18 protein-coding genes are annotated in these 24525 nt (G+C 59.1%); 8 read left to right on the top strand and 10 right to left on the bottom strand.

Going from position 1 to position 24525, the window contains the following annotated elements; translation table 11 throughout:
- Nucleotides 1–189: 189 nt before the first annotated feature.
- The 5 genes from H8B14_RS01655 (at nt 190) to H8B14_RS01635 (ending at nt 6297) form a co-directional block, all read left to right on the top strand.
- The gene (locus tag H8B14_RS01655) at nt 190–2391 is read left to right on the top strand and encodes a protein-disulfide reductase DsbD family protein (protein ID WP_315984789.1); all 2202 of its coding nucleotides are present in this window, start codon (nt 190–192) and stop codon (nt 2389–2391) included.
- A 108-nt stretch (nt 2392–2499) separates the two neighbouring features.
- Complete coding sequence (locus tag H8B14_RS01650; protein ID WP_187313889.1) at nt 2500–3651, top strand: isoaspartyl peptidase/L-asparaginase family protein; 1152 nt, start codon at nt 2500–2502, stop codon at nt 3649–3651.
- A gap of 544 nt (nt 3652–4195) precedes the next feature.
- Nucleotides 4196–4660 carry an Lrp/AsnC ligand binding domain-containing protein gene (locus H8B14_RS01645; protein WP_044016376.1) on the top strand — a complete coding sequence of 155 codons (465 nt, stop codon included), beginning with the start codon at nt 4196–4198 and terminating at the stop codon, nt 4658–4660.
- A gap of 287 nt (nt 4661–4947) precedes the next feature.
- Nucleotides 4948–5913, top strand: coding sequence for an energy transducer TonB (locus tag H8B14_RS01640; RefSeq protein WP_187313888.1), 966 nt, complete (start codon nt 4948–4950; stop codon nt 5911–5913).
- 72 nt (nt 5914–5985) lie between these two features.
- A complete protein-coding gene (locus H8B14_RS01635; RefSeq protein WP_187313887.1) occupies nt 5986–6297 on the top strand; it encodes a hypothetical protein in 312 nt (103 codons plus the stop codon).
- A 93-nt stretch (nt 6298–6390) separates the two neighbouring features.
- On the opposite strand, the gene trxA is transcribed toward H8B14_RS01635, so the two are convergent.
- The 7 genes from trxA to dnaE all read right to left on the bottom strand — a co-directional run bounded on the left by trxA (nt 6391) and on the right by dnaE (nt 14859).
- Complete coding sequence (trxA, locus tag H8B14_RS01630) at nt 6391–6720, bottom strand: thioredoxin (RefSeq protein WP_187313886.1); 330 nt, start codon at nt 6718–6720, stop codon at nt 6391–6393.
- Between the two features lie 195 nt (nt 6721–6915).
- Nucleotides 6916–7305 (bottom strand): hypothetical protein, encoded by a 390-nt coding sequence (locus H8B14_RS01625; RefSeq protein WP_187313885.1) that lies wholly within the window; start codon nt 7303–7305, stop codon nt 6916–6918.
- 85 nt (nt 7306–7390) lie between these two features.
- Nucleotides 7391–8311, bottom strand: a complete 921-nt coding sequence (locus H8B14_RS01620) for a TIGR01777 family oxidoreductase (RefSeq protein ID WP_187313884.1) — start codon at nt 8309–8311, stop codon at nt 7391–7393.
- A gap of 116 nt (nt 8312–8427) precedes the next feature.
- On the bottom strand, nt 8428–8949 hold the full coding sequence (locus H8B14_RS01615) for a GbsR/MarR family transcriptional regulator (protein ID WP_187313883.1): 522 nt from the start codon (nt 8947–8949) through the stop codon (nt 8428–8430).
- A gap of 54 nt (nt 8950–9003) precedes the next feature.
- On the bottom strand, nt 9004–9525 hold the full coding sequence (locus H8B14_RS01610; RefSeq protein WP_187313882.1) for a hypothetical protein: 522 nt from the start codon (nt 9523–9525) through the stop codon (nt 9004–9006).
- A gap of 54 nt (nt 9526–9579) precedes the next feature.
- Nucleotides 9580–11043 (bottom strand): hypothetical protein, encoded by a 1464-nt coding sequence (locus H8B14_RS01605; RefSeq protein WP_187313881.1) that lies wholly within the window; start codon nt 11041–11043, stop codon nt 9580–9582.
- A gap of 132 nt (nt 11044–11175) precedes the next feature.
- Entirely contained in the window at nt 11176–14859 is a 3684-nt protein-coding gene (gene dnaE, locus H8B14_RS01600; protein WP_187313880.1) for a DNA polymerase III subunit alpha, read from the bottom strand.
- A 177-nt stretch (nt 14860–15036) separates the two neighbouring features.
- Between dnaE and H8B14_RS01595 the strand changes: the two genes are divergently transcribed.
- From H8B14_RS01595 to H8B14_RS01585, 3 genes are all read left to right on the top strand, one after another.
- Nucleotides 15037–15606, top strand: a complete 570-nt coding sequence (locus H8B14_RS01595; RefSeq protein ID WP_261989843.1) for a hypothetical protein — start codon at nt 15037–15039, stop codon at nt 15604–15606.
- Nucleotides 15606–16175: a nucleotidyl transferase AbiEii/AbiGii toxin family protein gene (locus tag H8B14_RS01590; protein WP_187313879.1), complete on the top strand. Its 570-nt coding sequence runs from the start codon at nt 15606–15608 to the stop codon at nt 16173–16175. The genes H8B14_RS01595 and H8B14_RS01590 overlap by 1 nt, the downstream gene beginning before the upstream one ends.
- Nucleotides 16176–16724: 549 nt before the next feature.
- Complete coding sequence (locus H8B14_RS01585; protein ID WP_187313878.1) at nt 16725–17801, top strand: fatty acid desaturase family protein; 1077 nt, start codon at nt 16725–16727, stop codon at nt 17799–17801.
- Between the two features lie 109 nt (nt 17802–17910).
- Here the strand turns inward: H8B14_RS01585 and H8B14_RS01580 are convergent, their stop codons facing one another.
- The 3 genes from H8B14_RS01580 to H8B14_RS01570 form a co-directional block, all read right to left on the bottom strand.
- Entirely contained in the window at nt 17911–18768 is an 858-nt protein-coding gene (locus H8B14_RS01580; protein WP_187313877.1) for a LysM peptidoglycan-binding domain-containing protein, read from the bottom strand.
- 118 nt (nt 18769–18886) lie between these two features.
- On the bottom strand, nt 18887–21220 hold the full coding sequence (locus H8B14_RS01575; RefSeq protein WP_187313876.1) for a LysM peptidoglycan-binding domain-containing protein: 2334 nt from the start codon (nt 21218–21220) through the stop codon (nt 18887–18889).
- Nucleotides 21221–21514: 294 nt separating this feature from the next.
- Nucleotides 21515–24457 (bottom strand): TonB-dependent receptor, encoded by a 2943-nt coding sequence (locus H8B14_RS01570; RefSeq protein WP_187313875.1) that lies wholly within the window; start codon nt 24455–24457, stop codon nt 21515–21517.
- Nucleotides 24458–24525: the final 68 nt, after the last annotated feature.

Genomic DNA, 24525 nt, shown 5'->3' with positions numbered 1-24525 from the left:
AACTCGGGCTCACGCGGCCCAGCTGCCTTTATGCTACAAAAGTACGTGATTCCCGATAAGCAGTTGGCTCCACGCCCGCCTTTGTCTGTGGGTGCGCACAGTCCGGCACTAAAAAACCGGTAAACTCGCCCGGCTGTTAGGGTTTCTACCGACCTTTGCCGGCCTGCCTTTTCGCTGTTTTTCTTTTCGATGATGTTTTTCCGCACTTATTTCCTGCTGCCGTTACTGCTCGTGCTAAGCATGGCCGGCAGTGCTGCCGCCCAGATCCTGACACCTACCAAGCTGAGCGTAGCCCTAAGCCAGCCAACGGCCAAAGTGGGGGAGGAGGTCGACCTTATTGTCAATGCCCGCATCGACGACAAGTGGCACCTCTACGCCACCGATTTCGACCCCGACCTGGGGCCCACGGTATTCACGTTCAGCTTCACTAAGAGCCCGGCCTACGAGCTGGTAGGCAAGCCAAAATCCATTAATTCCAAGAAGAAGTACGACGACGTTTTCAAAGGCGACATCACTTACTTCGATAAAACCGGCCAGATACGCCAGCGTATCCGGCTGCTGCAGCCTGGCGCCCTCACGGTGCAGGCCAATGTGGAGTACCAGACCTGCACCGATATCGATGGGCGCTGCATTCCAGGCGAGGAAAACCTGAGTTTTGGTCCTCTTCAGGTGACGGGCACGGCCATTGCGGCGGCAACTGCTCCTCCGGCTGCTACCCCGCCCGCTGCTGCCTCCCCTGCCAGCCCTGCGGCCACTGCGGCCACTACTGTGCCAGGCGTAGCTGCCCCTTCCGTTGACACGGCTGCCGGGCCACCAGCAACAGCTGCGGCTATTACTGACACTGCTGCTACCGTCGCGGAGGCTACTACGGCTGCTACTGCCGAAGCAGCTCCGGCCACCGCAACTGTGCCCACAGATGCCGGCAAAACAGGGCTGCTGGGATTTGCCTTCGGTGCTTTCCTGTTCGGTTTGGGCGCGCTCATCACGCCCTGTGTGTTTCCGCTGATTCCGATGACTGTGTCGTTTTTCACGAGTGGCTCCGATAGCCGGCAGCGCGGCATCCTCAAGGCGGTGGTCTACGGGCTGTCCATCGTCTTCATCTATGTGGTAGTAGGGCTGCTCGTGACAGTGCTGCTCGGGGCCGACGGCCTCAACCTGATCAGCACGCACTGGCTGCCCAACCTGATTTTCTTCGCGGTATTCATCGTGTTCGGCTTGTCGTTTTTGGGCTTATTTGAAATCACGCTGCCCCACGGCATGGTCAATAGCATTGACGCGCAAGCCGACAAAGGCGGCTGGGGCGGCGTGTTTTTCATGGCCCTTACGCTGGTGGTGGTGTCGTTTTCGTGCACTGGCCCCATCGTGGCCACCATCCTGACGATGGCCGCGCAGGGCCAGCGCCTCACGCCGGTTATTGGGATGCTGGGCTTTTCGCTAGCCTTTGCCTTGCCGTTTACGCTGTTTGCCATCTTCCCGGCCTGGCTGAAAAGCCTGCCCCGCTCCGGTGGCTGGCTGAATACCGTGAAAGTGGTACTGGGCTTCGTGGAGCTGATGCTGGCCCTGAAATTCCTGAGCATGGCCGACCTGGCCTACCACTGGAACCTGCTCCCGCGCGACCTGTACTTGGTGTTCTGGATTGCCCTTTCCGGCTTGCTGGGCTTGTATCTGCTGGGCCGCTTCAAACTCTCGCACGACTCCGACCTGCCCCACTTGAGCGTCGGCCGCCTGCTGATGGCGGTGCTGGCCTTCAGCTTTATGACCTACCTGGTGCCGGGCCTGTTTGGGGCGCCGCTGCCGCTGCTGGCCGGCTACCTGCCTCCCCAGAGCCGCAACGACTTCTCGCTGGCCGGTACCGTGGGCAGCCCCGCTGCGGCTGCTACGCCCCTCAACGCCGCCTGCGAAGCACCCCGCTACGAAGAGTTTCTGGAGTTGCCCCACGGCCTGCGCGGCTACTTCGATCTGGCACAGGCCCAGCGGTGCGCCCGCGCCCTGCGCAAGCCGCTGTTCATTGATTTCACCGGCCACGCCTGCGTGAACTGCCGCAAGATGGAAGCCACCGTTTGGAAGGATCCGCGGGTGCTACAGCGTCTCCGCGACAACTTTGTAGTGGTAGCGCTTTACGTGGATGATAAAACCGACCTGCCGCAGAGCGAGTGGTATACGTCCAGTTACGACAGTAAGCAGAAAACCACGCTGGGCAAGAAAAACGCGGATCTGCAGCTTTCCGGCTTCAACGTAAACGCCCAGCCGTTCTACGTGCTGCTCGACCCGACTGCTCCCGCCGACCTGGCCCATACGCTGGCCACGCCCGTCGCCTACGAGTCCGATGTAGAGGCGTTCATCCGGTTCCTGGATGCCGGCCTGGCCCGCTACCGCCAGAAAAACCCTTAATTTCTTTTCTGTGTAAAGCGGCAAAACCCCGCTCCGGCAATAGTCCGGAGCGGGGTTTTATCTTACGGCCGCATTCGGTTTGCTGTCCACTCTATTTTCCGCCTCACTATGCTTCTTCGTACCCGTCTGTTGGCGCTGCTCCTGCTGGCCACACCTGCCGTGCTGCACGCGCAATCTGCTGCTCCGGCTTCCCCTACTGCTGCCCCCGATCCGTCGCGCATTACGCTCGTCATTCATGGCGGAGCCGGCACTATCACGCGCGCCAACATGACGCCCGAAAAAGAGCAAGCCTACAACGCTGCCCTCAACCAGGCCCTGCAGGCAGGCTACGCCGTTCTGAAGCGTGGCGGAACTTCGCTTGATGCTGTAGAAGCCAGCGTGCGCGTAATGGAAGACTCGCCGCTGTTCAATGCGGGCAAGGGAGCCGTGTTTACACACGAAGGCCGCAATGAAATGGATGCTGCCATCATGAGCGGCCAGAATATGGCGGCTGGCGCTGTGGCCGGCGTGACGGTCGTACGCAACCCCATTACGGCCGCCCGCGCCGTGATGGAAAAGTCGGAGCACGTAATGATGACCGGACCAGGCGCCGAGCAGTTCGCCCGCGAAAAAGGGCTGGTTATTGTTGAGCCCTCCTACTTCTTCACTCAGGCCCGCTACGACCAGCTGCAGAAGGCGCTGGCTGAAGACCGAGCCGCCGGCACCCCCGATCAGCTGAATGCGCCTACCAAAGCGGCTCCGGCAGCGCCCACCAAGATGAAAGTAAAAACCAAGGCCGGAAAACCCACCAGCGCCGTTTCCGTGCCCAGCCAAAATGAGGAAGCCAGTCTGATCTTCACGGAGGGCAGGAAATACGGGACGGTGGGAGCCGTAGCTCTCGACCAATATGGTAACCTGGCTGCGGCCACCAGCACCGGCGGCATGACCAACAAGCGCTACGGCCGCGTCGGCGATGCGCCCATCATCGGTTGCGGTACCTATGCCGATAATCAGTCGTGCGCCGTGTCGTGCACCGGCTGGGGCGAGTACTTTATCCGGGCGACGGTGGCCCGGGACGTAGCGGCCCGCGTGGAGTTTCAGCAGCAGCCCGTGGCGCAAGCCGCACAAGCCACCATCGATAAGGTAGCCAAAATGGGCGGCGACGGTGGCCTGATTGCCTTGGACCGGCAAGGCAACCTTGCCATGCCTTTCAATTCGGAGGGGATGTACCGCGGGTTTATCAAGGCAGATGGCAAAAGCCAGATTCAGATTTACAAGTAGTCAGTTTTAGGAAGATGACGCCAAATAAAAAGCCCGGTTTGTGAGTTATGTCACAGACTGGGCTTTTGTTTGATGGGCTGGTAGCCTTGCCGCTCTTATTTTGCGTTCTTTGCACCCGATTTGAAGTGGCGCCGGCACAACACCCCTAGAAATGGAATGTACAGTGAGGGGACAGGACAAAAAAAAGGCGGCACCCACCCAGATGCCGCCTCTTGAAAAAGAACGCACCCACCCAGATACGCTCCACTTTTTCCTCCTCACATGTCCCACCCAGTCAGCTGTAGAAGAAGGATTCGAACCTCCACGGTGTGGTTAGCCGGCCGCCGGACCAGTTTTTCCCGAATCACCACCCCCGAGAGAGGAGGGCATGTCTGCCAGTTTCATCACTCTACAATGAGAATCCCAAGCCGTTTGCGTAGGATTACAACAAATGTAGATGTTTGCCCCCAATTGTAAAATTTTAGCAGTCGTTTGTCTGAAAATTTACAATATTTTTGAAAAACACCTTTTGTAATTCGAATATATATAATCACACACCTCTAAAATGGCTAAGAATTACGAACTTGACGACACCGACCGCAAGATTCTGGATTTGCTGATCCATGATGCGAAGATGCCTTACACGGAAATTGCCCGTAAAGTGCATGTCTCTGGAGGCACAGTACACGTGCGAATGGCGCGATTAGAGGAGTTAGGCATTGTAAAAGGTGCCACTCTGGAGATTGACTACCAGAAGCTGGGATATGGAGTAGATGCTTTTTTAGGTATCTACCTACTGAAAAGCTCGGTGTATGCCAGCGTAGCGGCCCAACTGCGCGAGATTCCAGAGGTGGTGAGCATCCACTTCACAACCGGAGCCTACGGCATCTTTGCCCGTATCCGGTGCCGCGACACGCAACACCTCCGCGAGGTGCTTCATGGGCAGATGCAGCTCATCGAGGGTATCGAGCGTACGGAAACCCTTATTTCGCTGGAGGAGTCGCTTAACAGGCCCATTCAGCTGCTATAAATGGTTGCTGGTTTGCTGAAAGGCCGTGCCCTACACTAGGGCGCGGCCTTTTTGCGCGCGGACTAGGCTGGTAGCTTATAAAGCCGTGGTGTGGCCCGGCGAAAAAACACGCAGGCTGGCAATACTTGAGAATGTAGGAAGATAAGAAGAAGAAAAAGCAACGCTTGACTTCATCAGTAAAATATGATAGGAATGTAGAAGTATTTTTATGAACAATTCCCAAGGCTCTTGGCTGGCAGTAGAAGAAATGGTATATTTCCTGAACTCATTTCTGCAGCTTCTCGTCCATGAAAGCCTATTTAATTGTGTCGTGTGTATGCCTGCTGGCTGGCGTGAGGCAAGCCCAGGGACAAAGCATGCCGGCCATATATCTTAATAGCCACGACGAAGCTACGGTGCCGGACAGCGCCACGCACTACCGGGTTATCGACCGCAAAAATGAGCTGCTGGGCACCTATGCCATGCGGGAATTCTCGCTGACAGGCACGCTACTGCTACGGGGTACGCTCAGCTCCATTGAGCCAGTCGTGCGGGCGGGCCTGCTCACCTGGTACCATCCGAATGGTGCCAAGGCCGCCCAGGTGCACTACCGCGCCGATGAGGCAGACGGTGTGTATGTGGCGTGGTACGAAGACGGCCGGGTGCGCCAGCGTGGCGAGTACCTCAATGGCCAGCGCAGCGGCACCTGGATCAGTGTGCACCGCAACGGGCAGAAACGCTCTAAAGGCAACTACGCCGCCGGCCGGGCCGTGGGCGAGTGGCGCTACTATTATGATACCGGCCAGCTTAGCTCCCTGGAGCTGCTTAGCCGCGAGAAAGGGCCGGCGCTGGCGTTTTTCAACGAAGACGGCTCGCCATATGTGGGCAAGCTGCAGAAGCGGGAGCTGCCGCAGTTTCCGGGCGGCGAAACGGCGCTGCTCAACTACGTGGCCCGCAATACCAACTACCCGCGCAATTCGCGCCGCAAGGGCATTACCGGTAAGGTTTACGTGAGCTACACTGTAGATGAGCAGGGCCGCGTGGGACAGGTGCAGGTGGTGCAAGGCCTCTCGCCGGAAACCGACCAGGAGGCGCGGCGCGTGGTGGCCAGCCTGCCGGCCTTCCAACCGGGCCGCGAGTACCATGTGCCCACGGCCATGACTTTCACGGTGCCCATCCATTTTTCGCCGAGCTTCTCGCTGTTCAATGGTGTGCGGCCGCCCCAGGTGCCCCCTACGGAGGCGCGGGCAGCCCTTCCCGAGGAAATGTATTGAGTGGGCGTTAAACCTGCCGCTGCCACTACTTTCTAAAGGCGGTACGCACGCTTCACCTTCATCTGCCTGACCATGAAAACTTCTGCCTTGCTCTTTGGGGCCGCGCTGAGCTTACTGGCTACCACCGCCTCCTTCGCACAGACCGCCCGCCCCCACAACGACCAGGCCCGCATCCGGCAGGGCGTGAAATCGGGGCAGCTGACCCGCGCCGAGGCGGCCCGGGCCCAGGCCCAACAGGCCGACGCCCGCCAGGCCCGGCAAGGGGCCCGCGCCGACGGCGTAGTTACCACCGCGGAGCGCCAGGGCATCCGCAGGGAAGAGCGCCAAGCCGACCGGGTACTCTACCGCCAAAAGCGCGACGCCCAAACCCGGCCCCGCCGCTAGCTGGGCTTATGGCAGCAGCATAGCACGCAAAAAGCCCGGATCTGCTGAGCAAATCCGGGCTTTTTGCGCTTGCCGAAGAGCAAACAGGAATGCTTAGGCAGTTACCTGAGCGTCGAGTTTTTGGGCTAGTACGTGCTTTGGAACAGCACCTACCTGCTTGTCAACTACCTGGCCGTTCTTGAACACGAGCAGCGTAGGAATGCTGCGGATGCCAAACTTGGCCGACGTCTGCGGGTTGGCGTCTACGTCAACTTTACCAATAACGACTTTGCCTTCATATTCGCCGGCCAGCTCTTCTACTACCGGGCCCACCATGCGGCAAGGGCCGCACCATTCGGCCCAGAAGTCCACCAGAACGGGCTTATCGGAGTTGATGATCTGATCGAAGTTAGCATCGGTAATTTCGATGGCTTTATGTCCCATGACGGAAGGGGGTTTGTGTGACGTTGAAAATTACTGCTTACGATTCTTGGGGCCGCAAGGTAGCAGATTGCGTTTCAACAAGGCTGCGTCGGGAAAGTTCACTTCGACTAATTGTGCGCATCGGCTGCTGAACGAGGCGTGGGGCCGGGTGACTTTTGTTCTAGGAAGCAAAGTGCCCGCCGGCCCCGCCAGTGGCTATTTCTCGGGCTTATTCACCACGAAGTTGAGGGCGTTGGAATAGTCCTGGGCGCGGCTGCGCAGCTTGTAAAACACATACAGATTGAAGAAGTGCATGCCACCGAGAATCAGGATAATCGTTCCAATTTTGATGCTGAGCTCTTCCACACTCTGCTGGTAGCTCCCGATTTCGTCGGTGCTACGTAGCATCAGAGTGGCGTAGCCGATGTTGATGAGGTAGAAGCCGGTGAGCAGCAGCTTGTTCACGGAGTCGGCCAAAGGCTCGTTGCCGTGGAAGATATCGACCAAGAAAGTGCGGCCGTTGGTGAAGAGCGTGCGCGCCACCCACACCGTGAGCAGCACCGTGACGGGCAGATAGACTCCGTAAACCAGCAGATAATAGTTCATGACGTTGGGGGTTGAAAGGTGAAAAAAGGACGGTGATGAGGTAAATGGTGATGAGGTGAGAAGCCGTGTGGGTCCGGTTGAGCGGCTAGGGCAACTGCGGGAGTAAGTCGTTCAATGCCTGAGAGCAGCCAGGGTAGCGGAACCGGAAGCCAGCCTCCAGCAGCCGTTGCGGCACTACTTTGCGGCTTTTCAGTAGCAGCTCGGTTTCGGTGCGGAGCAAGAAAGCGCCGAATTCGAGCAGCCACCGGGGCTGCGGCAGGTGCCAGCGCGGGCGGTAGTGTGCATCAAGCAGAACCATAAGAGCCGCGTTGGGCAACGGCTCCGGGGCGCACAGGTTGAACGCGCCCACCAGCGCCGGATGCGCCACCAGGAACTCCACGGCCCGGCAGAAATCCTCGAGGTGCAGCCAGCTGACCCACTGCCGACCGTGGCCGTGCGGCGTACTGAGGCCCCAGCGCGCCAGTCGGGCCAGCATGGGCAGCGCGCCGCCATCGGCACCCAGCACAATGGCCGTGCGCAGCGCCACGCGGCGGGTATGCGGCGTGTCGGCCAGGTTGAGCTCGGCCTCCCATTGCTGCGCCACCATCTCCGAAAACCCTCGCCCGACCCGGCCGGTGGCTTCTGTGTTGGCTGGTGCCACATCAGTGGTGTTCTCATAAATAGTCGCCGTAGAAGAGTTCAGCCACAGCGCTGGCGGGTTGCGGCAGGCCGCAATGGCGGCTCCCAGCACCCGGGTGCTATCCGTGCGGCTGCGCAGGATGGCGTAGCGGTTGACGGCATGGTAGCGGCAGTCGACGGAGCGGCCGGCCAGGTTGAGCACTACCGCGGCGCCTTCCAGGGCAGCAGCCCAGGGGCCCAGTGTGCGGCCATCCCAGGTCAGCTCATCGGGGCCGGTGGCACGGCGGCTGAGCGTCAGGACCCGGTAGCCGGCCTTGGTGAAGTAGTGCCGAATGTGCCGGCCCAAAAAGCCCGTGCCGCCGGCCAGAACAAGAAATGGGGGTTCCATAAAACACGCTGAAAAAGGAAAGAGAAATGGGATTTCGCCGGCCGATAAGTAATCGTATATATCAAACTTTCAATAATTATTGAAATATAATAGTCAAAAAAAAGTATGCCGAAGCCCTACGGCCCCGGCCGCATCAGTTTCATGAAGGTGCTTAGAAACCAGTTTTCATCCGCTTTGATGAGGGTGGAGGCGGCCCGGTCGGCGAAGTTGGCAAAGCTCTGGATGCTCCCGATCATATGCGTGAAGGCAGCCGTTTCCTCGGGCGTGGCGGTGGGGGAAGGTTCCACCTCGCTGATTTCACCTAGTACCCGCATGATGGGCTGCAGTTCGCGCTTGCGGCGCTCCTGCAAAATGAGGGTGGCCACCCGGTGGATGTCCTTTTCGCCCGAGAAAAACTCGCGCCGCTCGCCGGGCCGTAGCTCCTTGCGCACGATGCCCCAGTCCATGAGGGCGCGCACATTCAGGTTCACGTTGCCCCGCGAAATCTGCAGCTGCTCCATGATGTCCTCGGTGCTCAGCGCCCCCGGCGACACCAGTAGCAGCGCGTGCACCTGCGCCATTGTGCGGCTCACACCCCAGGCCGAGCCCAGGGTGCCCCAGCCTTCAATGAACTTGCGCTTGGCTTCGTCGAGTTGCATGGTTCAAATGTAGTGGAGTATTTCAAACTTTCAATAAAAATTGAAAGTTTATTTTCAGCGGGCTATCCGGATGATATCCAGCACCGCGCCAGCCACACCTGCAAGGGCCACCACGAAGGCAAATAGCCCCAGTATGGTGCTCACCGGGAACAAGATCAGACCCAAGACTACGAATAAAGCGGCCCCGGCCAGCAACAGGAGCAAATGGAACACGCCAAACACCACTCCGCCTTCCGTAGGCTGCCGCCGATGCAGCGCTTCCGCCCGCGGTGTCTGGTAGCGGCGGACAGATATTCGGGCACTAGCAGCAGATGCCCGCGGCAGTAGGGGGTGGGCCAGGGGCTTCAGTACCAGGGTTGTGGCAGGCCGGACACGCAAATTGCGCTTAAGCTCCGTAAGTGGAAGCGTGGATAAGGCCGGCCGAGCGGTGTCATTGGTGACGGGAATTTCGGCGGACGCCTGATAATCGGTAGAAGGCGGCAGCAACAGCCGCTGCTCTACGCGGCAGCTAGCCAAGCCGCAACCCAGCCCACAAAGCCGGACGAGCAACAGGAATCGGGAAGATAGATGACGCATTCTGGCCTTGATAAATGCCTGAAAAATAGTCTTGAAGGAACACCAGCCGCATTCTTACTTCTCCACGGGTACGCCGAGCTTATCAAGTGCGTCTAAGTCGGCTTCGCCCTGCTTTGCATCTACCCATTGCCAAAATATGCCGTCAGTTGGGGCAGGGGTGATGCGCAGGTAATTGGGACGTGCTGCATCGGGTACCAGCAGTTGGCAGGGCGCAGCAGCGGGCAGGCCCAGACAAAGGCGCATGAGGCGGGCGTAATAGGGCCAGGGCAACTCTAAGTAGGAGTTAGGTTGAAGCTGGCCCACCTCACGGCCTTCGATAAACACGGATACTGGTGTTACTGCCGTATCAGCTTGGCGGTAGAGATAGATGTAGGCCGTATCGGTGCGGGCCGGAAGGGCACGCAACGGGTCGGGGAAAGGAGCCGACTGGCCAGTACGCATATCCACTGCATATGGCGTGGGCTCGCCGCTGTGGTCTTGGGCCTGCACTGTGGCCGTCCCAATTATTCCGGCCCTTGCCTGTGCTTGGCTGCGGGCACGCAGGTACTCAATGTCTGCGGGTCTTTCGCCTATAAAAGTGAAGAAATTGGCTTGTCGTACCAGCGGATAAAACATTTTCTCGTGCTGCACAAATACCTGCTGCCCATCAGAAAAGCCCCAAACTTCGGTCGATAAGGCCTGTTGCTGTCCGAGTCGTTGGTTGGGGTTAGCTACCACAAACGCCTCAAATCGGGTGGTGCCGCCCCACAAGACACGGCCTGTTCCACCGCGCCAACGCCGGGAGGGCAACGTATCCAGTCTGATCTGGATATTAGGCTCTGGCTGGTTGCTCAGAAACTGTGCAAAGGTGAAATATACGCCCCGCCGTGGCGCTTCGCGCAGAATAGCCGGGAGCCGGGTAATAGCGCCCACAGTCAGGCTGGCAGCAGGCAGATCAGTAGGCAACTGCTTGAGGGTGCGAACTGGCGAACTGTATGCCTGCGTCCAATCGGCTTCCGTAAGCTGCTCTAAACACTGTTGTAACAGCAATGCTACGTGCTGCTGGTGCAACGAGGTAGTTTCGAGGGCACGTTTGGACGTACGAGCCCCTACGCTCCGCATGAAATGGTAGCCATCGGGTAAATGCGCGTACACGTCGGCTGCCAAATCAGCGTTGGCCGCTTCGGTTACGCCATTGAGCTGCTCACTCACGCGCAACTGGCGCAGACACAGTACAATCGGATGGTCAGCGGGGCGGGCCGGCAGTTGTTCCCGCAAGAACTCGCTGAACTCCGCTTCCACACCATTGCGAAACAGTACGGCGGCCGGCCGATTGTTGAGGGTGCGGTACACTATCCCAATGGTAGGTTTGCCGGGGCGGCCATCCACCACTTGTTCAACCTGTATCGTGCGGTTGGGCAACGTAATCTTTTGCCGGTCTAACTCAAGATAATAAATCTGCGCCTGCGCCTGCCTGGGAAGGGATAACCACAGAATGACGGATAAATAAAAAAAGAACAGACGTAGAAATAGCGTCATTCGACAGAGGTAAAGAATCGGTTGTAGTAGCTGGCAAAATAGATAGTTCATGCGTGAGACACTTGTAAGCCCAACTGCTATGCCTGAGAATTGGTGGCAGAACGCTTGAGCTTACAAGCGTCTCACAAACTGCTAAATCAGCTGGCAGGCGTCGATTTCCATTTCGCGCATTTTGCGGATGAACTCCTTGGGCTCGATGCGGTAGCGGCGGGAATAGGTGTCGACGGCCAGGTGCTCGTGGGGCTCGGCGAACTTGATTTCGAGCTTTTTGGAGCCCGCGCAGCCTTCCACGGCTTCCATGAAGCGGTCCATGAAGGGCTCGGTGATGGTGCGCAGATCCAGCTGCACGCGCACGCCATTGGCGAGCTTTTCGGCCACGTTAAACAGCGGCTCCATGGTCATGATCTTGAACTCGAACTGGTCGGAGTCGCGGAAGCGCTGGGCGTACTTGCCCCGAATGAACATGGGCGGCACCTGCTCCTTGTCGTAGTTGCGCGGGTTGATGAGGGCCGAGAACTTGGAGTAGTCGTCGCGGAACAAAGCCAGGTTGAGGCTGCTTTCGTAGTCTTCCACGTTGAAGCTCACGAAGGGCTGCCCGGTTTTGGTGGTCTTGAACTGCACGTTGGAAATCAGGCCGGCTACCGTCACGTCGCGGTTTTTGTAGCTCTCAATCTTATCCAGCCCGCAGGTGCAGTAGGAGTCGATTTCCAGCTTGAAGTCGTCGAGGGGGTGGCCCGAGAGGTAGAAGCCTACGATTTCCTTTTCGCGGCGCAGCTTCTCAGTGGGGCTCCAGGGCTCGATATCCTGAATTTTGGGCATCGGGATGGCCATTTCGCCGCCGCCGCCGCCAAACAGGCTCTGCTGGGCCGATTCCTTGGCGGCCTGGTGCTGCTGACCCACCTTCATGGCCTTCTCGATGAGGTTCTGGTCGCCGCCGGGGGCCTCCAGAAACTGGCGGCGGTGGTAGCGTTCAAACGAGTCGAAGGCGCCGGCCTGGGCCATGCTCTCGAAGGTTTTCTTGTTCACGGCCCGCAAATTCACGCGGCGCGCAAAGTCGAAGATGTCGGCATAGGGGCCGCTTTTCTCCCGCTCCTTCACGATTTCCTCCACGGCGGCCTCGCCTGAGCCCTTCATGGCAGCCATGCCGAAGCGAATCTGGCCCTGGGCATTTACGTTGAACTTCAGGATGGATTCGTTCACGTCGGGCCCAAGAACGGCCACACCCTGCTTGCGGGCTTCCTCGATGAAGAACGTCACCTTCTTGATGTCGCCCATGTTGTTGGTGAGCACGGCGGCCATGTACTCGGCGGGGTAGTGGGCCTTGAGGTAGCCGGTCTGGTAGGCCACCACCGAGTAGGCGGCGGAGTGGGAGCGGTTGAAGCCGTAGGCCGCAAACTTCTCCATCACGTCGAACACCTCGTTGGCCTTTTTGGCCTTGATGCCATGCAGCTTCTCGGCGCCCGCGCAGAACTTCTCCCGCTCCAGGGCCATCTTCTTCATGTCCTTCTTACCCATCGCGCGGCGCAGCAAGTCGGCGCCGCCGAGGGAGTAGCCGGCTAGGATCTGGGCTGTCTGCATGATCTGCTCCTGGTACACCATGATGCCCTGGGAGTAGTTCAGGATGGGCTCCAGCAGCTCGTGCGGGTAGTCTACCGTTTCGCGGCCGTGCTTGCGGTTGATAAAGTTCGGGATGAACTGCATCGGGCCCGGCCGGTACAGGGCGTTCATGGCAATCAGGTCCTCGATGTTGGTGGGCTTGAGGTCCTTGAGGTACATGCGCATGCCCTCGCTCTCGAACTGGAACGTGCCGATGGTGTCGCCGCGCTGGTAGAGCTCGTAGGTTTTCTGGTCGTCAATCGGGATTTCGTCGATGTCGATTTTGACGCCGTGGTTTTTCTCGATCAGGTTGATGGCATCGACGATGATGGTCAGGGTTTTGAGGCCCAGAAAGTCCATCTTTAGCATGCCGGCACTCTCAATCACCTTGCCGTCGAACTGCGTGATAAGCAGGTCGGAATCCTTGGACGTGGAGACGGGAATGTACTTGGTGATGTCGTCGGGGGCGATGATGACGCCGGCCGCGTGGATGCCGGTGTTGCGCACCGAGCCTTCCAGCTTGTGGGCCAGGCGCAGAATCTGACCGCGCAGGTTGTCGGGGGCGTCGTCGCGCAGGATGTAGTCCAGCTCGGGGTTTTCGGCGAAGGCCTTGGCCAGGGTGGTGCCCACCTGGTCGGGCACCATCTTCACCAGGTCGTTGGCCACCGGCAGCGGCAGCTCCATGGCCCGCGAAACGTCCTTGATGCTGGATTTGGCGGCCATGGTACCGAAGGTGATGATCTGGGCCACCTGGGTTTTGCCGTACTTGTCCACCACGTAGTCAATCACGCGCTGGCGGTTCACGTCGTCGAAGTCAATGTCGATATCGGGCATCGACACACGCTCCGGGTTCAGGAAACGCTCGAACAGCAGCGAGTACTTGATCGGGTCGATGTTGGTGATGCCGATGCAGTAAGCCACCGCCGAGCCGGCCGCCGAGCCCCGGCCTGGCCCAATGGCCACGCCATTGTTGCGGCCGTGGTTGATGAAGTCCTGGGTGATGAGGAAGTAGCCGGCGAAGCCCATCGTCTCAATCACGCGCAGCTCGTAGTCGAGGCGCTCCTCAATCTCGGGGGTGCGGTCGGAGTAGCGGCGCTTGGGGCCTTCGAAAGCACCTTTGTAGGTGAGGTGGCGCAGGAAGGCATCAGCCGTGGGGTGCTCGGGGGGTAGGGGGAAGTTGGGCAGCAGAATATCACGCTGCAGCACCGGCGGCGTGATCTTGTCCACGATTTCGTTGGTGTTGTCCACGCTTTCCGGCACGTCGCTGAACAGCGCGTTCATCTCCGCCTGGTTCTTGAAATAGAACTGGTCGTTGGCGAAACCGAACCGCGCCCGGGGCTTGGGGCTCTGTGCTTCCTCATCAATCCGCTGGAGCTGGCGGCGGATGGTGGCATCCTGGCCGGAGAGGTGACGCAGGTTGTCGAGGTGGTCGTAGTGAACCTTGTTGTCCTGGGAAATCAGGCGGAAATACTGGGTCTGGAAGTCGCCAACGGGGATGCTGTGCTCCTCGCCGGTATTCACGCACAGCAGAATATCGTGGGGCGCAAAGTCGGTCTGCTCCACATAGTGCGAGTCGTTGGTGCAGATAACCTTGACGTTGTACTTCTTCGCCAGGCCCAACAGCACCTGGTTCACGTCTTCCTGGCTTTTGCCGGTGCCGTCGAAGTTCATCAGGCCGTGGCGCTGAATCTCGATGTAGTAGTCGTCCTCGAACACATCCAGCCACCACTTGAGCAGCTCCTCAGCTTTGGCCTCGCTCTGAAACAGGATGGCCTGCGGAATCTCGGCCCCTATGCAGCAGCTAGTGGCAATCAGGCCCTCGTGGTACTTGAGCAGCAACTCCTTGTCGATGCGCGGAAACTTGCTGTACACGCCTTCGATGAAGCTCATGGAGCAGAGCTTGCTTAGGTTGTGGTAGCCGGCCTGGTCTTTGGCCAGCAGCAGCTGGTGGTAGCGCTTGTCCCGCTCGCCTTTCTCGCGGCTGAAGGCTTTCTTGTGGCGGTCCTCCACCATGTAGAACTCGCAGCCCACAATTGGCTTCACGTTGTACTTGTTGGCCTCGGCCACGAAGTTGAACGCCCCGAACATGTTGCCGTGGTCGGTGAGGGCCACGGCCGGCATGCCGTCGGCCTGGGCCTTCTTCATCAGGGCCGAAATGCTGGCCTGGCCGTCGAGCAGGGAATATTGGGTGTGCGAGTGAAGGTGTGAGAAAACGGGCATGGGCGACCGGCACCACGCCGTTAGGGCGCGAAGCGTGAAGTAAAGTTACCCACGAATCAGCCGCCAGGAAAGATTGTGCGTCAACGGATTTTGGCAGGGCCGCGCTAAAAGATAGGTAGTTTACAATTTACAAATTGTAAATTTGTGATTGACACAAGATATCAATCTATGGCAAGTATGCGCCCACACAGTGGAATGCGTCCGCAGGATATTGTCGTGCTGTTGGAATTGGCAGTAAGGGGGTACTCTCCAACAAGCGAACAGTTTCCGAAGGGCTTACGCTTCGTTACCAGTATCAAGGCCAAAGAACTCAGCTCTACTCTGCAGATCAGTGAAGCAGAGATAGGCCACTCCATCAGACGCAGCCGCTTCGCTGGTTTGCTGATAGGATCAGGCCGTTTAGCTACTGGACAGGTCGCTCGTCAGGCACTCTATGAGTTCCTGATTTATGGCATCAAGTACGTATTTCCTGTCAAGCCTGGTCATTTGACAAGAGGGGTGCCCACTGCACATTCTGCTCCGCCACTAAGTGATATTATTCAAGCTACTGAGCAGTATGTGTGGCCTCATGAAGAAGGAGAGGTGCGTGGACAGGCTATTGAACCACTTTTCCGGACTGTGCCTGATGTAGTTGTGCAGAACGAGCAATTGTATCAACTGTTGGCGCTTACAGATGCTTTGCGAGTTGGCCGTAGCAGGGAGATAAATCTGGCGCGGGAAGAATTAAAGCGACTATTACGTATCTGATGGAATACACTCATATCATAGCTTTACGCGCCGTTGCGCTGGCTTTCGGCGATTTGCTGCCACAGGTTGTTTTTGTAGGTGGTGTTACCGTAGGGTTGTATGCTACAAATCCAGTAGTTCCTGATCCTCGCCCAACCGATGATGTCGACTGCATAATTGATTTGGCCAGTTATGCTCAGTTCACTGACCTGGAAGAGAAATTGCGGCAGCGCGGTTTTCGGCACGATCGAGAAAGCGGTATTCAAATTCGTTGGTGCTGGCAGAACCCAGGCTCGTTAGAGGAATACGTGGTAGATATTATGCCAGCTGATGGCGGCACAGTGCTGGGTAGTACCGTAAACCGATGGTACCCCAGTGGTATGGCCAGCAGCGTACGGTATCAATTGCCACTTGGCGATATAGAGATTCAACTATTAGATGCCCCTCATTTTATAGCGACAAAGCTGGAAGCCATGTATGCGCGAGCAACCGACAAGCGCTGGAGCCAGGATTGGGAAGATATCATCTATGTGTTGGAAACTCGGCGCGAATTACTGGACGAGGTTGCGCGTGCGCCAGATGATTTATAGCCCAAAGCTTTGGCGAATTGGTAGCAGATGCCAACATTACGGAATGGCTGGATGCAGTACGCGACCCAGATAGTAGTTTCCAGATACTATGGCAACGCTGCCAGAACTTGGCTTCACTGTAAATACATTACCCACGAATTAGCGGCCGGGAAAGGTTGCGCGGCAATGGATTTTGGCGTATCACCAGAAGAGGTGAGTTGGCTGGTGGGTGCCTGCTGCTGCTGAGGCGCCCTCACCAAGGATGGCGCAATATTCAGTGGTTATGTCTGGGTTTATAGTGGCCAGCGCCGCTTCTTAAGTGCCAGCCGACGCCGGTGTTCCGGCTGGTGTGCTGCACGAACCGCCTATCTTGTTGCGTGCTCCGCAATCTTTTTCAGATGCTGGGGGTTAGCATAGCAGCAGGTGATATAGCCGGCGCACGATATCCGGTTGATGATTAGCACCAGCCGGCATTTATAGGTTCCGAAAAAACGGGCCGACAATCCTATAGATAGTTGTCTATTTACATCATCTGCCTTTTGTGGCCGCTCGTACCGGCCAATATCACGCATGAAATATCTGCTTGCCTCCACCGACCCGGTTTACAACCAGGCCGCTCCTGTCTCGCGCTCCGGCGCTTTCCTTCAGCAGTTCATCCAGGACAAGCGCGACCTGCCGTTTGTGTACCTGATGCTGGAAATCTCGCTCACGATTCTGCCGCTGGTGGCGCTGCTGTATGTGCCCGGCCTCGACCGAGGCCTGTGGTGGGCCGTGTTTGCGGTATTCCTGGGTTTGACGACGTTTTTCTTCAAGGGGCCTTTCGGGCTGATGCTGCACTGCACCAGTCACCGCATCCTGTTCAAGAAGAAGTATGGCTACCTCAACCACTACATTCCGTGGGTAATCGGGCCGTTTTTTGGGCAGACACCGGAAACGTACTTCACCCACCATATGGGCATGCACCACCCCGAAAACAACCTGCCCGACGACGGCAGCTCCACCATGTACTACCAGCGCGACTCGCTGGCCAGCTTCGGCCGCTACCTTGCCGATTTCTTCGTGCTGGGCATCCCGAAGCTGGTGCAGTACCTGGGTCGCACCAACAAGCACACGTTCCGGACGCGGCTGCTACGCGGTGAAGTGGTGTATCTGGTGGCCTGCGTGGTGCTGGGTTTCGTGAATATGCCCGCTACCATTGCCGTGCTGATTATGCCGGTGCTGGTCACGCGCACCATCATGATGCTGGGCAACTGGAGCCAGCACGCCTTTATTGATGCCGCCGACCCCGCCAACTGCTACACCAACAGCGTGACGTGCATCAACACCAAGTACAACCACAAGTGCTGGAACGACGGCTACCACATCAGCCACCACCTCAAGCCGGCCCTGCACTGGAGCGAGCATCCAACGCATTTCCGGAAAAACGTGGCCCACTACGCCCAAAACAAAGCCGTGGTGTTCGACGGGATTCACTTTCTGCACATTTTCGCCTACCTGATGACGCGGCGCTACGACTTGCTGGCAAAAAACTTTGTGAACCTGGAAAACCAGTTCAACTCCGACGCCGAAGTAGTGGCGCTGCTCCGCACCCGCACCCGCCGGATTGCGCGTGCACCTAAATCAGTGCCGGAATTGGCGCTGGCATAGCCACCTGTAACTCACCAACAGAAAAGGCCGCCCGTTAAGGCGGCCTTTTCTGTTGCGTCGTGCGGTCGAATCAGTGTAGTATAGCACGCAGCCAGTTGCCGGATATCAACTATTCTGGCGTTTGGATAGTCAGCACTTCCCCGATTCTCACGCTGTTGTCAGACTTGCTGTTCCAGCTTAGCAGCTGGGCCGGCTTCACGCCATACTGGCGGGCAATAGCGAAAAGTGTTTCGCCCTTGGCTACTGTATGGTGCCGCACTGCTTTGGTGGTGGGCTTGGCTGGTGCCGGTTTGGCTGGCACGATGGCCGCGGTTGGTTTAGCTGGCGTAGCTGCCAGGGCATTGCCTGGCACTGCGGTAGGTGCATTGCCTGATACTGGTTTGGCCACAACAGCTGGCGTTTTGGCAGCTGGAGCGGCCACAGCCGGTTTAGCATTAATTGTTTTATCGGGGCTAGTGGTGGGCGTAGCCTTGGCGGCGGCGGTGCTGGCGGCTGGCTTAGCGGCATTGGGCTTGGTACCGAGGAAACCTGTGGCCGCCAGCCGATCGGAAGCCGATTTGAGGGTGGGGCTGCGGGCCGTGCGGAGGTTGAAATCCTTGTACTGCGGGCTGCGCAACAGCGTTTGCAGCTCAATCTGCCAGGGCTGCTGGCGCAGGCGCTGGGCCAATAGCTGCTGCTGCTCGCGCGGCAAACTGGAAGTGTAGGAACTCAGGCGCTGGTTGTAAGCCGGAATCTGGAGCAGGGCGGTTTCCACGAGCTGGGTGGCGCGGGCATCATCCGGCTCGTAGTAGATGGCGCGCAGCTGCCGCACGCTGGCCTGCACCAGCCCCGACATCACCCGTACCGAATCTTCGGACAGCGCCACGGGGGCCACCGGAACAGCCGGAGCAGTTTGCTGGGTTTGCGCCGCCAAGGAAAGCGGCAATAGCAGACTACTAAAAGTTAGAATCCGGGAAAGAAAACGCATCAGAAGAAAAATACAGAAGAACTCAGAAAAGGAAATAAGGGCAGTCTGGTACCGCTTGGTCAGGCAAATCCGCACTTCTAGCCGTTTGATGCCAGCCACAGGCCAAGGCTCCAGCTGGTTACTTGGCTGGCTGCACCAGCAGCACTTCGCCGGGCTTCACGTTGAAGTCAGCCTTGTTGTTCCACTCCATAATCTGCTTGATGGTAACGCCATACTTGCGCGAAATGGCATACATCGATTCGCCACCGGCTACCGTGTGCCGCACCATAGCCACCGCCGGAGTTGCCGTTGCGTTGGTAGTGGCCGGCGCAGTTGCCGAGGTGGCCGGGGTTGTCGAAGTGCTGGTGCCCGCTGTTACGCGCAGCACCTGGCCCAGCCGCAACGACGGATTCTGGGGCAGATTGTTCCAGACAATCAGGTCGGCGGGACGCAGGCCGTAGCGGCGGGCCACGGAATAGAGTGTTTCCTTGGGCTGCACTGTGTGCAGGCCGCTGGCGGGCACTGCTTCTACCGGGCCTGCGGCGGGAGCAGACATGGTTGGCGGCAGCGGTCGGGCTTGTGGCGGGGCGGGCGTCGTAACCGGCTTAGCAGCCGGCACAACCACAGTAGCAGCGGCCGTGGTTGGCTTGGCGGCCGGCTTCGGCGTAGTTACTGGTGTTGCTACCGGGGCAGCTGGCTCCTCATCAGGCTCATCACCAACAGGAGTGGAGGCAGGCAAGGGCTTGCGCGCTGGCGGCGTGGCGGCTACAGGGCGTGGAGTAGCAGAAGCCGCCGCTGGTGCCGTCACGGGCGCCGGAGCTGGCGTTGGTTTTGGAGCAGAAGCAGCGGCTGGCGCAACTGCGGCCGGCGCCGGCGCTGACTTAGGAGCCGGAACGGGCGCAACTACAGCCGGTGCAGCCGGCTCGGCGCCCAGTTCGTTCAGGTTCTCGGTGGTGGCGTCAGTAGCAGAATCAGGCTGCGTAACTACGCCCCCGGAAGCAGGCGAATCGTCTGTTTCGGTGGCATCTTCCAGCTCCCGCATGGTGCTGGCCGTGTTGCCGCGGTACGGCTCGGTTTCGTCGATGCGGCGCTTTTTCACGGCTGGCTTTTCCGGCGCTGAGGCAGCGGCTGGAGTGGCTGGAGCCACTTTAGGAGTCGGGGCCGCTGAAGGCCGCTCGAAAGCCGCCAGCGCTTTTTCGTTTTTGCTATCGGCGTACTCAATGGCCACGTCTTTGGGGCGAGTGTGCTGCAGCCACAAAATGCGGCCGGCCCGCAGCTCCTCGTTGCGCGGCATGCGGTTCTTGGCCCAGATAGCCTTAGCCCGGATGCCGTACTTCTGCGACACCGTGGCCACGCTCTCACCGGGCTGCGCCACGTGGTATTCCACCTCACTTTTGTCGCGCTTCTTCTGCACGAAGTAAGGCTGGCCCACTATAATATTGTCGAAGGCAAACAGGTCGTTGTACTGCATGAACTTGCGCACCTTCAAACCGGCGCGCTTGGCCATGCTTTCCTTGGTTTCACCGGGCAGCGCCACCAGTGCCCGAATGCCGTTCACGCGCACGTAATCGGCGTTCTGCGGGTCGGTTTTGGGTTGGTTGAGCAGCTGGCCGGCGGTAGCGCCTTTCTGCTGCGCCGCCAGAGCCGTCTGCTGCAGCGGGTCGGTAATGGGCACCAGCATCGTGTACACTCGGTCCGTAGGTACAGTAGGCGTGAGCAGCCAGCGGTTGTGGCGGGCGGTTTCGGCGGGGTCGGTTTGCAGGCTCTGCGCAATGCTGGCCATCGAGAGGCCGGGAGGCGCCGGAAACTCCTGCAGCTGCAGCTGCGGCTTAGGGTTGTGACCCACGGCGGGCTCATAGGCCAGCTTATGTGCCAGCATCGTGAGGATATAGGCGTGGGTTTGCTCGGAAATCTGCATTTCCGTGGCGTTGTAGTCGGTGGGCAGAGTGTAGGACTTCACGCCGCCCGAGCCCAGGTTGTAGCTGAGCAGCGTGTTCAGCCAGTTGTGCAACGCCTGGTTGTTGCGCTTGAGGTACTTGGCGGCGGCTTTGCTGGACGCCACAATGTGCTTGCGCTCATCTACCACGTCGTTCATCACCACGCCAAAGTCGGCGGCGGTTTCGCGCTTGAACTGCCAGTAGCCCACGGCGTCGTGGATGCTCTGGGCGTCGCCCTGCAGGCCGCTTTCCTGAATCACCAGAAAGCGGAAGTCCAGCGGCAGGGCTTCTTCCTGAAACACCCGCTCAATAAGGGGAAAGTAAGCGTCGGCCAGGTTCACGCGGGCCTGAAACGAGGCCGGGTGGCTGCGTAGGGCATCTACTTTCTGCTGCACGGCCCGGCGGCCGCCTTCCGTGAGGCGCAGGTGCAGGCCGGCAAAGTCGAAGTTGGCCGGGACAGGTACGCTTTGAGGGCCACTTTGGGCAGCGGCCAGCAGCGGCAGCCAGCAAAGCAGTAGGAGTACAATTCTTTTCATAACAGGCAACAAGCGCAGCTCTGGCTTCGTGACTTGTGCTCACCAGACTCCGACGCTTACAAAGTAGAGGAAAAAAACGCGGGAATTGGCACAAATAGCCCTGCTATACTGCATTAAGCTTGAACCAACCACTACACCAGCCAGCGCTTTTACCTCTGAAAAGATTGGGTTGCACACTGCCCGGAAGCCGACTCACTTGGCGCTACTTCAACCACGGCGTTGCCCAATTATTTCCTGAACCCAGTGAAATGCAAAAAGCGCCGGCCGGGCCGACGCTTTTGCTGTTGAATCAGACTACATGCCGCCCCCGGGAGGCGGGCCGCTAGGCTGACCGAAGTTGCCTGTGCCGCGCCGTCCGCCGGGGGCGCCGCCGCCCGGTAAGGCATCGGCGGGGCCGGCGCCGGCAAAGCTGCGGATGTTGTAGGTGAACATCAGCATGAGGTAGCGCTGCAGAATGTTGGTTTGCACGTCCTCGGTGTAGGCGGCCGTGTTGTTCACCTGAATGCTGTTGTTCTGGCCCAGCAAATCGAAAGCGTAGAGCTTGATTTCGGCCTGCTGCTTGGCGCCCAGCTTCTTGCCCACCGAGCCATTCCAGAGCACAAAGTTCTGGTTGAAACCCGCCGACAAGCCCTGGTTGAGTTGGTGCGTCACATCGGACTGCACCGTCACGCCCTTCACAATGATCCAGGAAAAGCGCAGACTGGTGTTCTGCCGAAAGTACTGCCGGTCCACCTGGCCGGGCAGCGAGTTGCGCACGTAGCTCTGGCTGGAATTCGAGGACAGCGTGAAGTCCAGCTCGGGACTGATGTTGCTGCTCAGCACCGCGCCCAGCCCAAACGACGGCGTGCGGCTGTAGTTCAGTTCGCTGAACACCAAGCCCGGCGTTTGCGAGTAGGTGGCGTTGGCATTCAGGTTGAGGTTGGACTTGACGAAGCTCAGCGGCAGGCTGTAGTTCAGAAACGAGCGCAGCGTATACTGCTGATCGACGTTGACGGGCCGCGTGAGCTGGCCGCCCACCGGAATGACGATGCCGCCCTCCGTCACGGGCGAGGTGCCGGCGTAGATGGTGTTGTTGGTGATGTAGTTGTTGGTGTAAGAACCGCCAATCAGCGCAAAGAACGAGGTGGACTTCTCGGGCACCGCCGAGGAGTAGCGCAGAAACAGGTTGTGGCGGTACTCCTGGCGCAGGTTGGGGTTGCCGGTGGTGAGCTGCAGCGGGTTGGCATTGTTCACCACTTCCTGCAGCTGGCTGATGCTGGGGGCGTTGGTGTTGGTGCGGTAGTTGAGCCGCAGGTTCTGCTGCTTCGAGAAGTTGTAGCGCACCGTGGCGTTGGGCAACACGTTCAGGAAGCTGCGCTCCGTGAGGGCTGCGCGCGGAAACTCCTGGTCGGAGCGCAGCTGGGCGTTCTGCACGGCCGTGCCCACGGTCCACTGCAGCTCCTTATTCTGGTAGCGGTAGGTCAGCTCACCGGAATTGGTAAGGTAGCGGCTCTGAAATACGCTGCTGAGCGTGTCGTTGAGGATGGAATAGGCCTGCTCGCCCGGCGAAAAATCGTAGGTGCGCTTGTCCGACTCATTGGGCGTGTACGACACGCGGTACTCGGCCTGCAGCTGGCTGAACCGGCTGATGGGCTCGGTGTAATTGACGTTGCCGGTCCAGGCCCAGCCTTGTTGCGTCAGCTCCGAAAACTGGTTGAGCAGCGTCGTGCGCCCGCCCACCGCCGACGTCGACGACAGCAGGTTGTTGTCGCCTTCTTTGTCGTTGTACGTCGTGTTCAGGCCCACCGAAACCGTGCGGCCGCGCTTGGCAAAACGGTGCCGGTACTGTAGCTGGTTGGCCGCCGTGATGCCCGTCAGGGCCGAGCGGTAGGTGCTGGTGTTGGCGCCCTGGGTTTCGCCGGCCACGTCGCCGGTGCTCAGGAACGTGCGCCCGTCGAGGCCGCTGTTGCCGGTGTTGCGCTGCACCGAGAGGCTGGGCCGCCAGATCAGCGAGTTCACCGAATCGAACTTGTGCTCCAGCCGCAGATTGAAGCGGTTGTTGATGTTGCGGCTCGCGTTCTGCGACAGTTCATTGTAGCGCAGATCATCGGTGGAGCCTTGCGGGGCCACGTAGCGGCGCAGCAGGTTGGTGCGGGCCGTATTGTCGGAGAGGTTGAAGAAGTAGCTGCCCTGCACGTCGGTTTTGGTGCCCCAGGTGTCGGAGTAGTTGAGGCCCAGCGCGTGGGTTTTGCTGATGCCGCCCTGCTGGTTCACCAGAAAGTCGCCGGAGTTGTTGCCGCCGCCGCCCTGGCCCCCGCCACCGGGCCGGCCGCCCTGGCCGCTGCCGCGGCCGCCGCGGGCCCCGCCACCACCGCCGGACGACGTGCCCACCACGCCCAGCAAGTCCTCGGTGCCGAAGTTCTGCTCGTTCACGTTGTTGCTTTGCGCCACCACGCTCAGCCGCTGCTTGCCTTTGAACTGGTTGAGGTTGCCGCTCAGCCGGTACCGGTCGTCCTGGGGGCCGTAGCCGGCCAGCACCCGCCCAAACTTGCCGTTGCGAAACTGCGGCTTGGTAACAATGTTGATGGTTTTCTGCTGGTTGCCGTCGTCGAAGCCCGTAAACTGGCTCTGGTCGGAGGCGCGGTCATACACCTGAATCTTGTCGATGACCTCGGCCGGAATGTTCTTGAGCACCGCGTCGGGGTCGTTGCCGAAAAACTCTTTGCCGTCCACCAGCACCCGCTGCACTTGCTCGCCCTGGGCTTGCACCTTGCCGTTGGTCGGGTCCACGGTCACGCCGGGCATCTTGGTGATGAGGTCCTGGGCGTTGGCGTCGGGGTTGGTCTTGAACGAGCCGGCGTTGAACTGGGCCGTGTCGCCTTTCTGAACGGCTGCTGCCGCTTTGCCCACCACTTCCACGCCCTTCAGCGCCACACCGCCGGCCGCCAGCACCAGATTGCCGAGCGCCAGCGGCTGCCCGCTCAGCGTCAGCTGCCGTTGCAGTGTTTGGTAGCCCAGAAACGAAATCGTGAGCTGGTAGCGGCCGTTGGGCAGGCCACTTATCGCGAAGTTGCCGTCGGCGTCGGCCGCCGCGCCGTTCTTCACCGAGTCAGCCGACAGGCCCCGCACCAATACGTTGGCTCCAATCAGCGGCGACTGGTCGGTGCCATCAACAATACGGCCACTAAGCGAGGATTGGGCGTGTGCTGCCAGCGTGGCCGTCAGCAGAAAAATAACAGCAAGGAAGTGTTTGAGCATTAGCGGAAAGTAAGCGGCAGGATAAGTCACCAAGAGCAATAGACGCAATAGTGGCCTCCACGTTTACT

The organism is Hymenobacter puniceus (assembly GCF_014333525.1).
GTDB lineage: Bacteria > Bacteroidota > Bacteroidia > Cytophagales > Hymenobacteraceae > Hymenobacter.
Note: the sequence above shows the minus strand (reverse complement) of the source record. Positions and strands in the feature narration are given on the sequence as shown.

Excerpts from the sequence above, each read along its gene's own strand:
- H8B14_RS01575 (WP_187313876.1), bottom strand. The coding sequence starts at position 21,220 with ATGAAAAGAATTGTACTCCTACTGCTTTGCTGGCTGCCGCTGCTGGCC.
- H8B14_RS01625 (WP_187313885.1), bottom strand. The coding sequence starts at position 7,305 with ATGAACTATTATCTGCTGGTTTACGGAGTCTATCTGCCCGTCACGGTG.
- H8B14_RS01585 (WP_187313878.1), top strand. The coding sequence starts at position 16,725 with ATGAAATATCTGCTTGCCTCCACCGACCCGGTTTACAACCAGGCCGCT.
- H8B14_RS01580 (WP_187313877.1), bottom strand. The coding sequence starts at position 18,768 with ATGCGTTTTCTTTCCCGGATTCTAACTTTTAGTAGTCTGCTATTGCCG.
- H8B14_RS01610 (WP_187313882.1), bottom strand. The coding sequence starts at position 9,525 with ATGCGTCATCTATCTTCCCGATTCCTGTTGCTCGTCCGGCTTTGTGGG.
- H8B14_RS01615 (WP_187313883.1), bottom strand. The coding sequence starts at position 8,949 with ATGCAACTCGACGAAGCCAAGCGCAAGTTCATTGAAGGCTGGGGCACC.
- H8B14_RS01655 (WP_315984789.1), top strand. The coding sequence starts at position 190 with ATGATGTTTTTCCGCACTTATTTCCTGCTGCCGTTACTGCTCGTGCTA.
- H8B14_RS01635 (WP_187313887.1), top strand. The coding sequence starts at position 5,986 with ATGAAAACTTCTGCCTTGCTCTTTGGGGCCGCGCTGAGCTTACTGGCT.
- H8B14_RS01590 (WP_187313879.1), top strand. The coding sequence starts at position 15,606 with ATGGAATACACTCATATCATAGCTTTACGCGCCGTTGCGCTGGCTTTC.
- dnaE (WP_187313880.1), bottom strand. The coding sequence starts at position 14,859 with ATGCCCGTTTTCTCACACCTTCACTCGCACACCCAATATTCCCTGCTC.
- H8B14_RS01595 (WP_261989843.1), top strand. The coding sequence starts at position 15,037 with ATGCGCCCACACAGTGGAATGCGTCCGCAGGATATTGTCGTGCTGTTG.
- H8B14_RS01620 (WP_187313884.1), bottom strand. The coding sequence starts at position 8,311 with ATGGAACCCCCATTTCTTGTTCTGGCCGGCGGCACGGGCTTTTTGGGC.
- H8B14_RS01605 (WP_187313881.1), bottom strand. The coding sequence starts at position 11,043 with ATGACGCTATTTCTACGTCTGTTCTTTTTTTATTTATCCGTCATTCTG.
- H8B14_RS01570 (WP_187313875.1), bottom strand. The coding sequence starts at position 24,457 with ATGCTCAAACACTTCCTTGCTGTTATTTTTCTGCTGACGGCCACGCTG.
- H8B14_RS01645 (WP_044016376.1), top strand. The coding sequence starts at position 4,196 with ATGGCTAAGAATTACGAACTTGACGACACCGACCGCAAGATTCTGGAT.
- H8B14_RS01640 (WP_187313888.1), top strand. The coding sequence starts at position 4,948 with ATGAAAGCCTATTTAATTGTGTCGTGTGTATGCCTGCTGGCTGGCGTG.
- trxA (WP_187313886.1), bottom strand. The coding sequence starts at position 6,720 with ATGGGACATAAAGCCATCGAAATTACCGATGCTAACTTCGATCAGATC.
- H8B14_RS01650 (WP_187313889.1), top strand. The coding sequence starts at position 2,500 with ATGCTTCTTCGTACCCGTCTGTTGGCGCTGCTCCTGCTGGCCACACCT.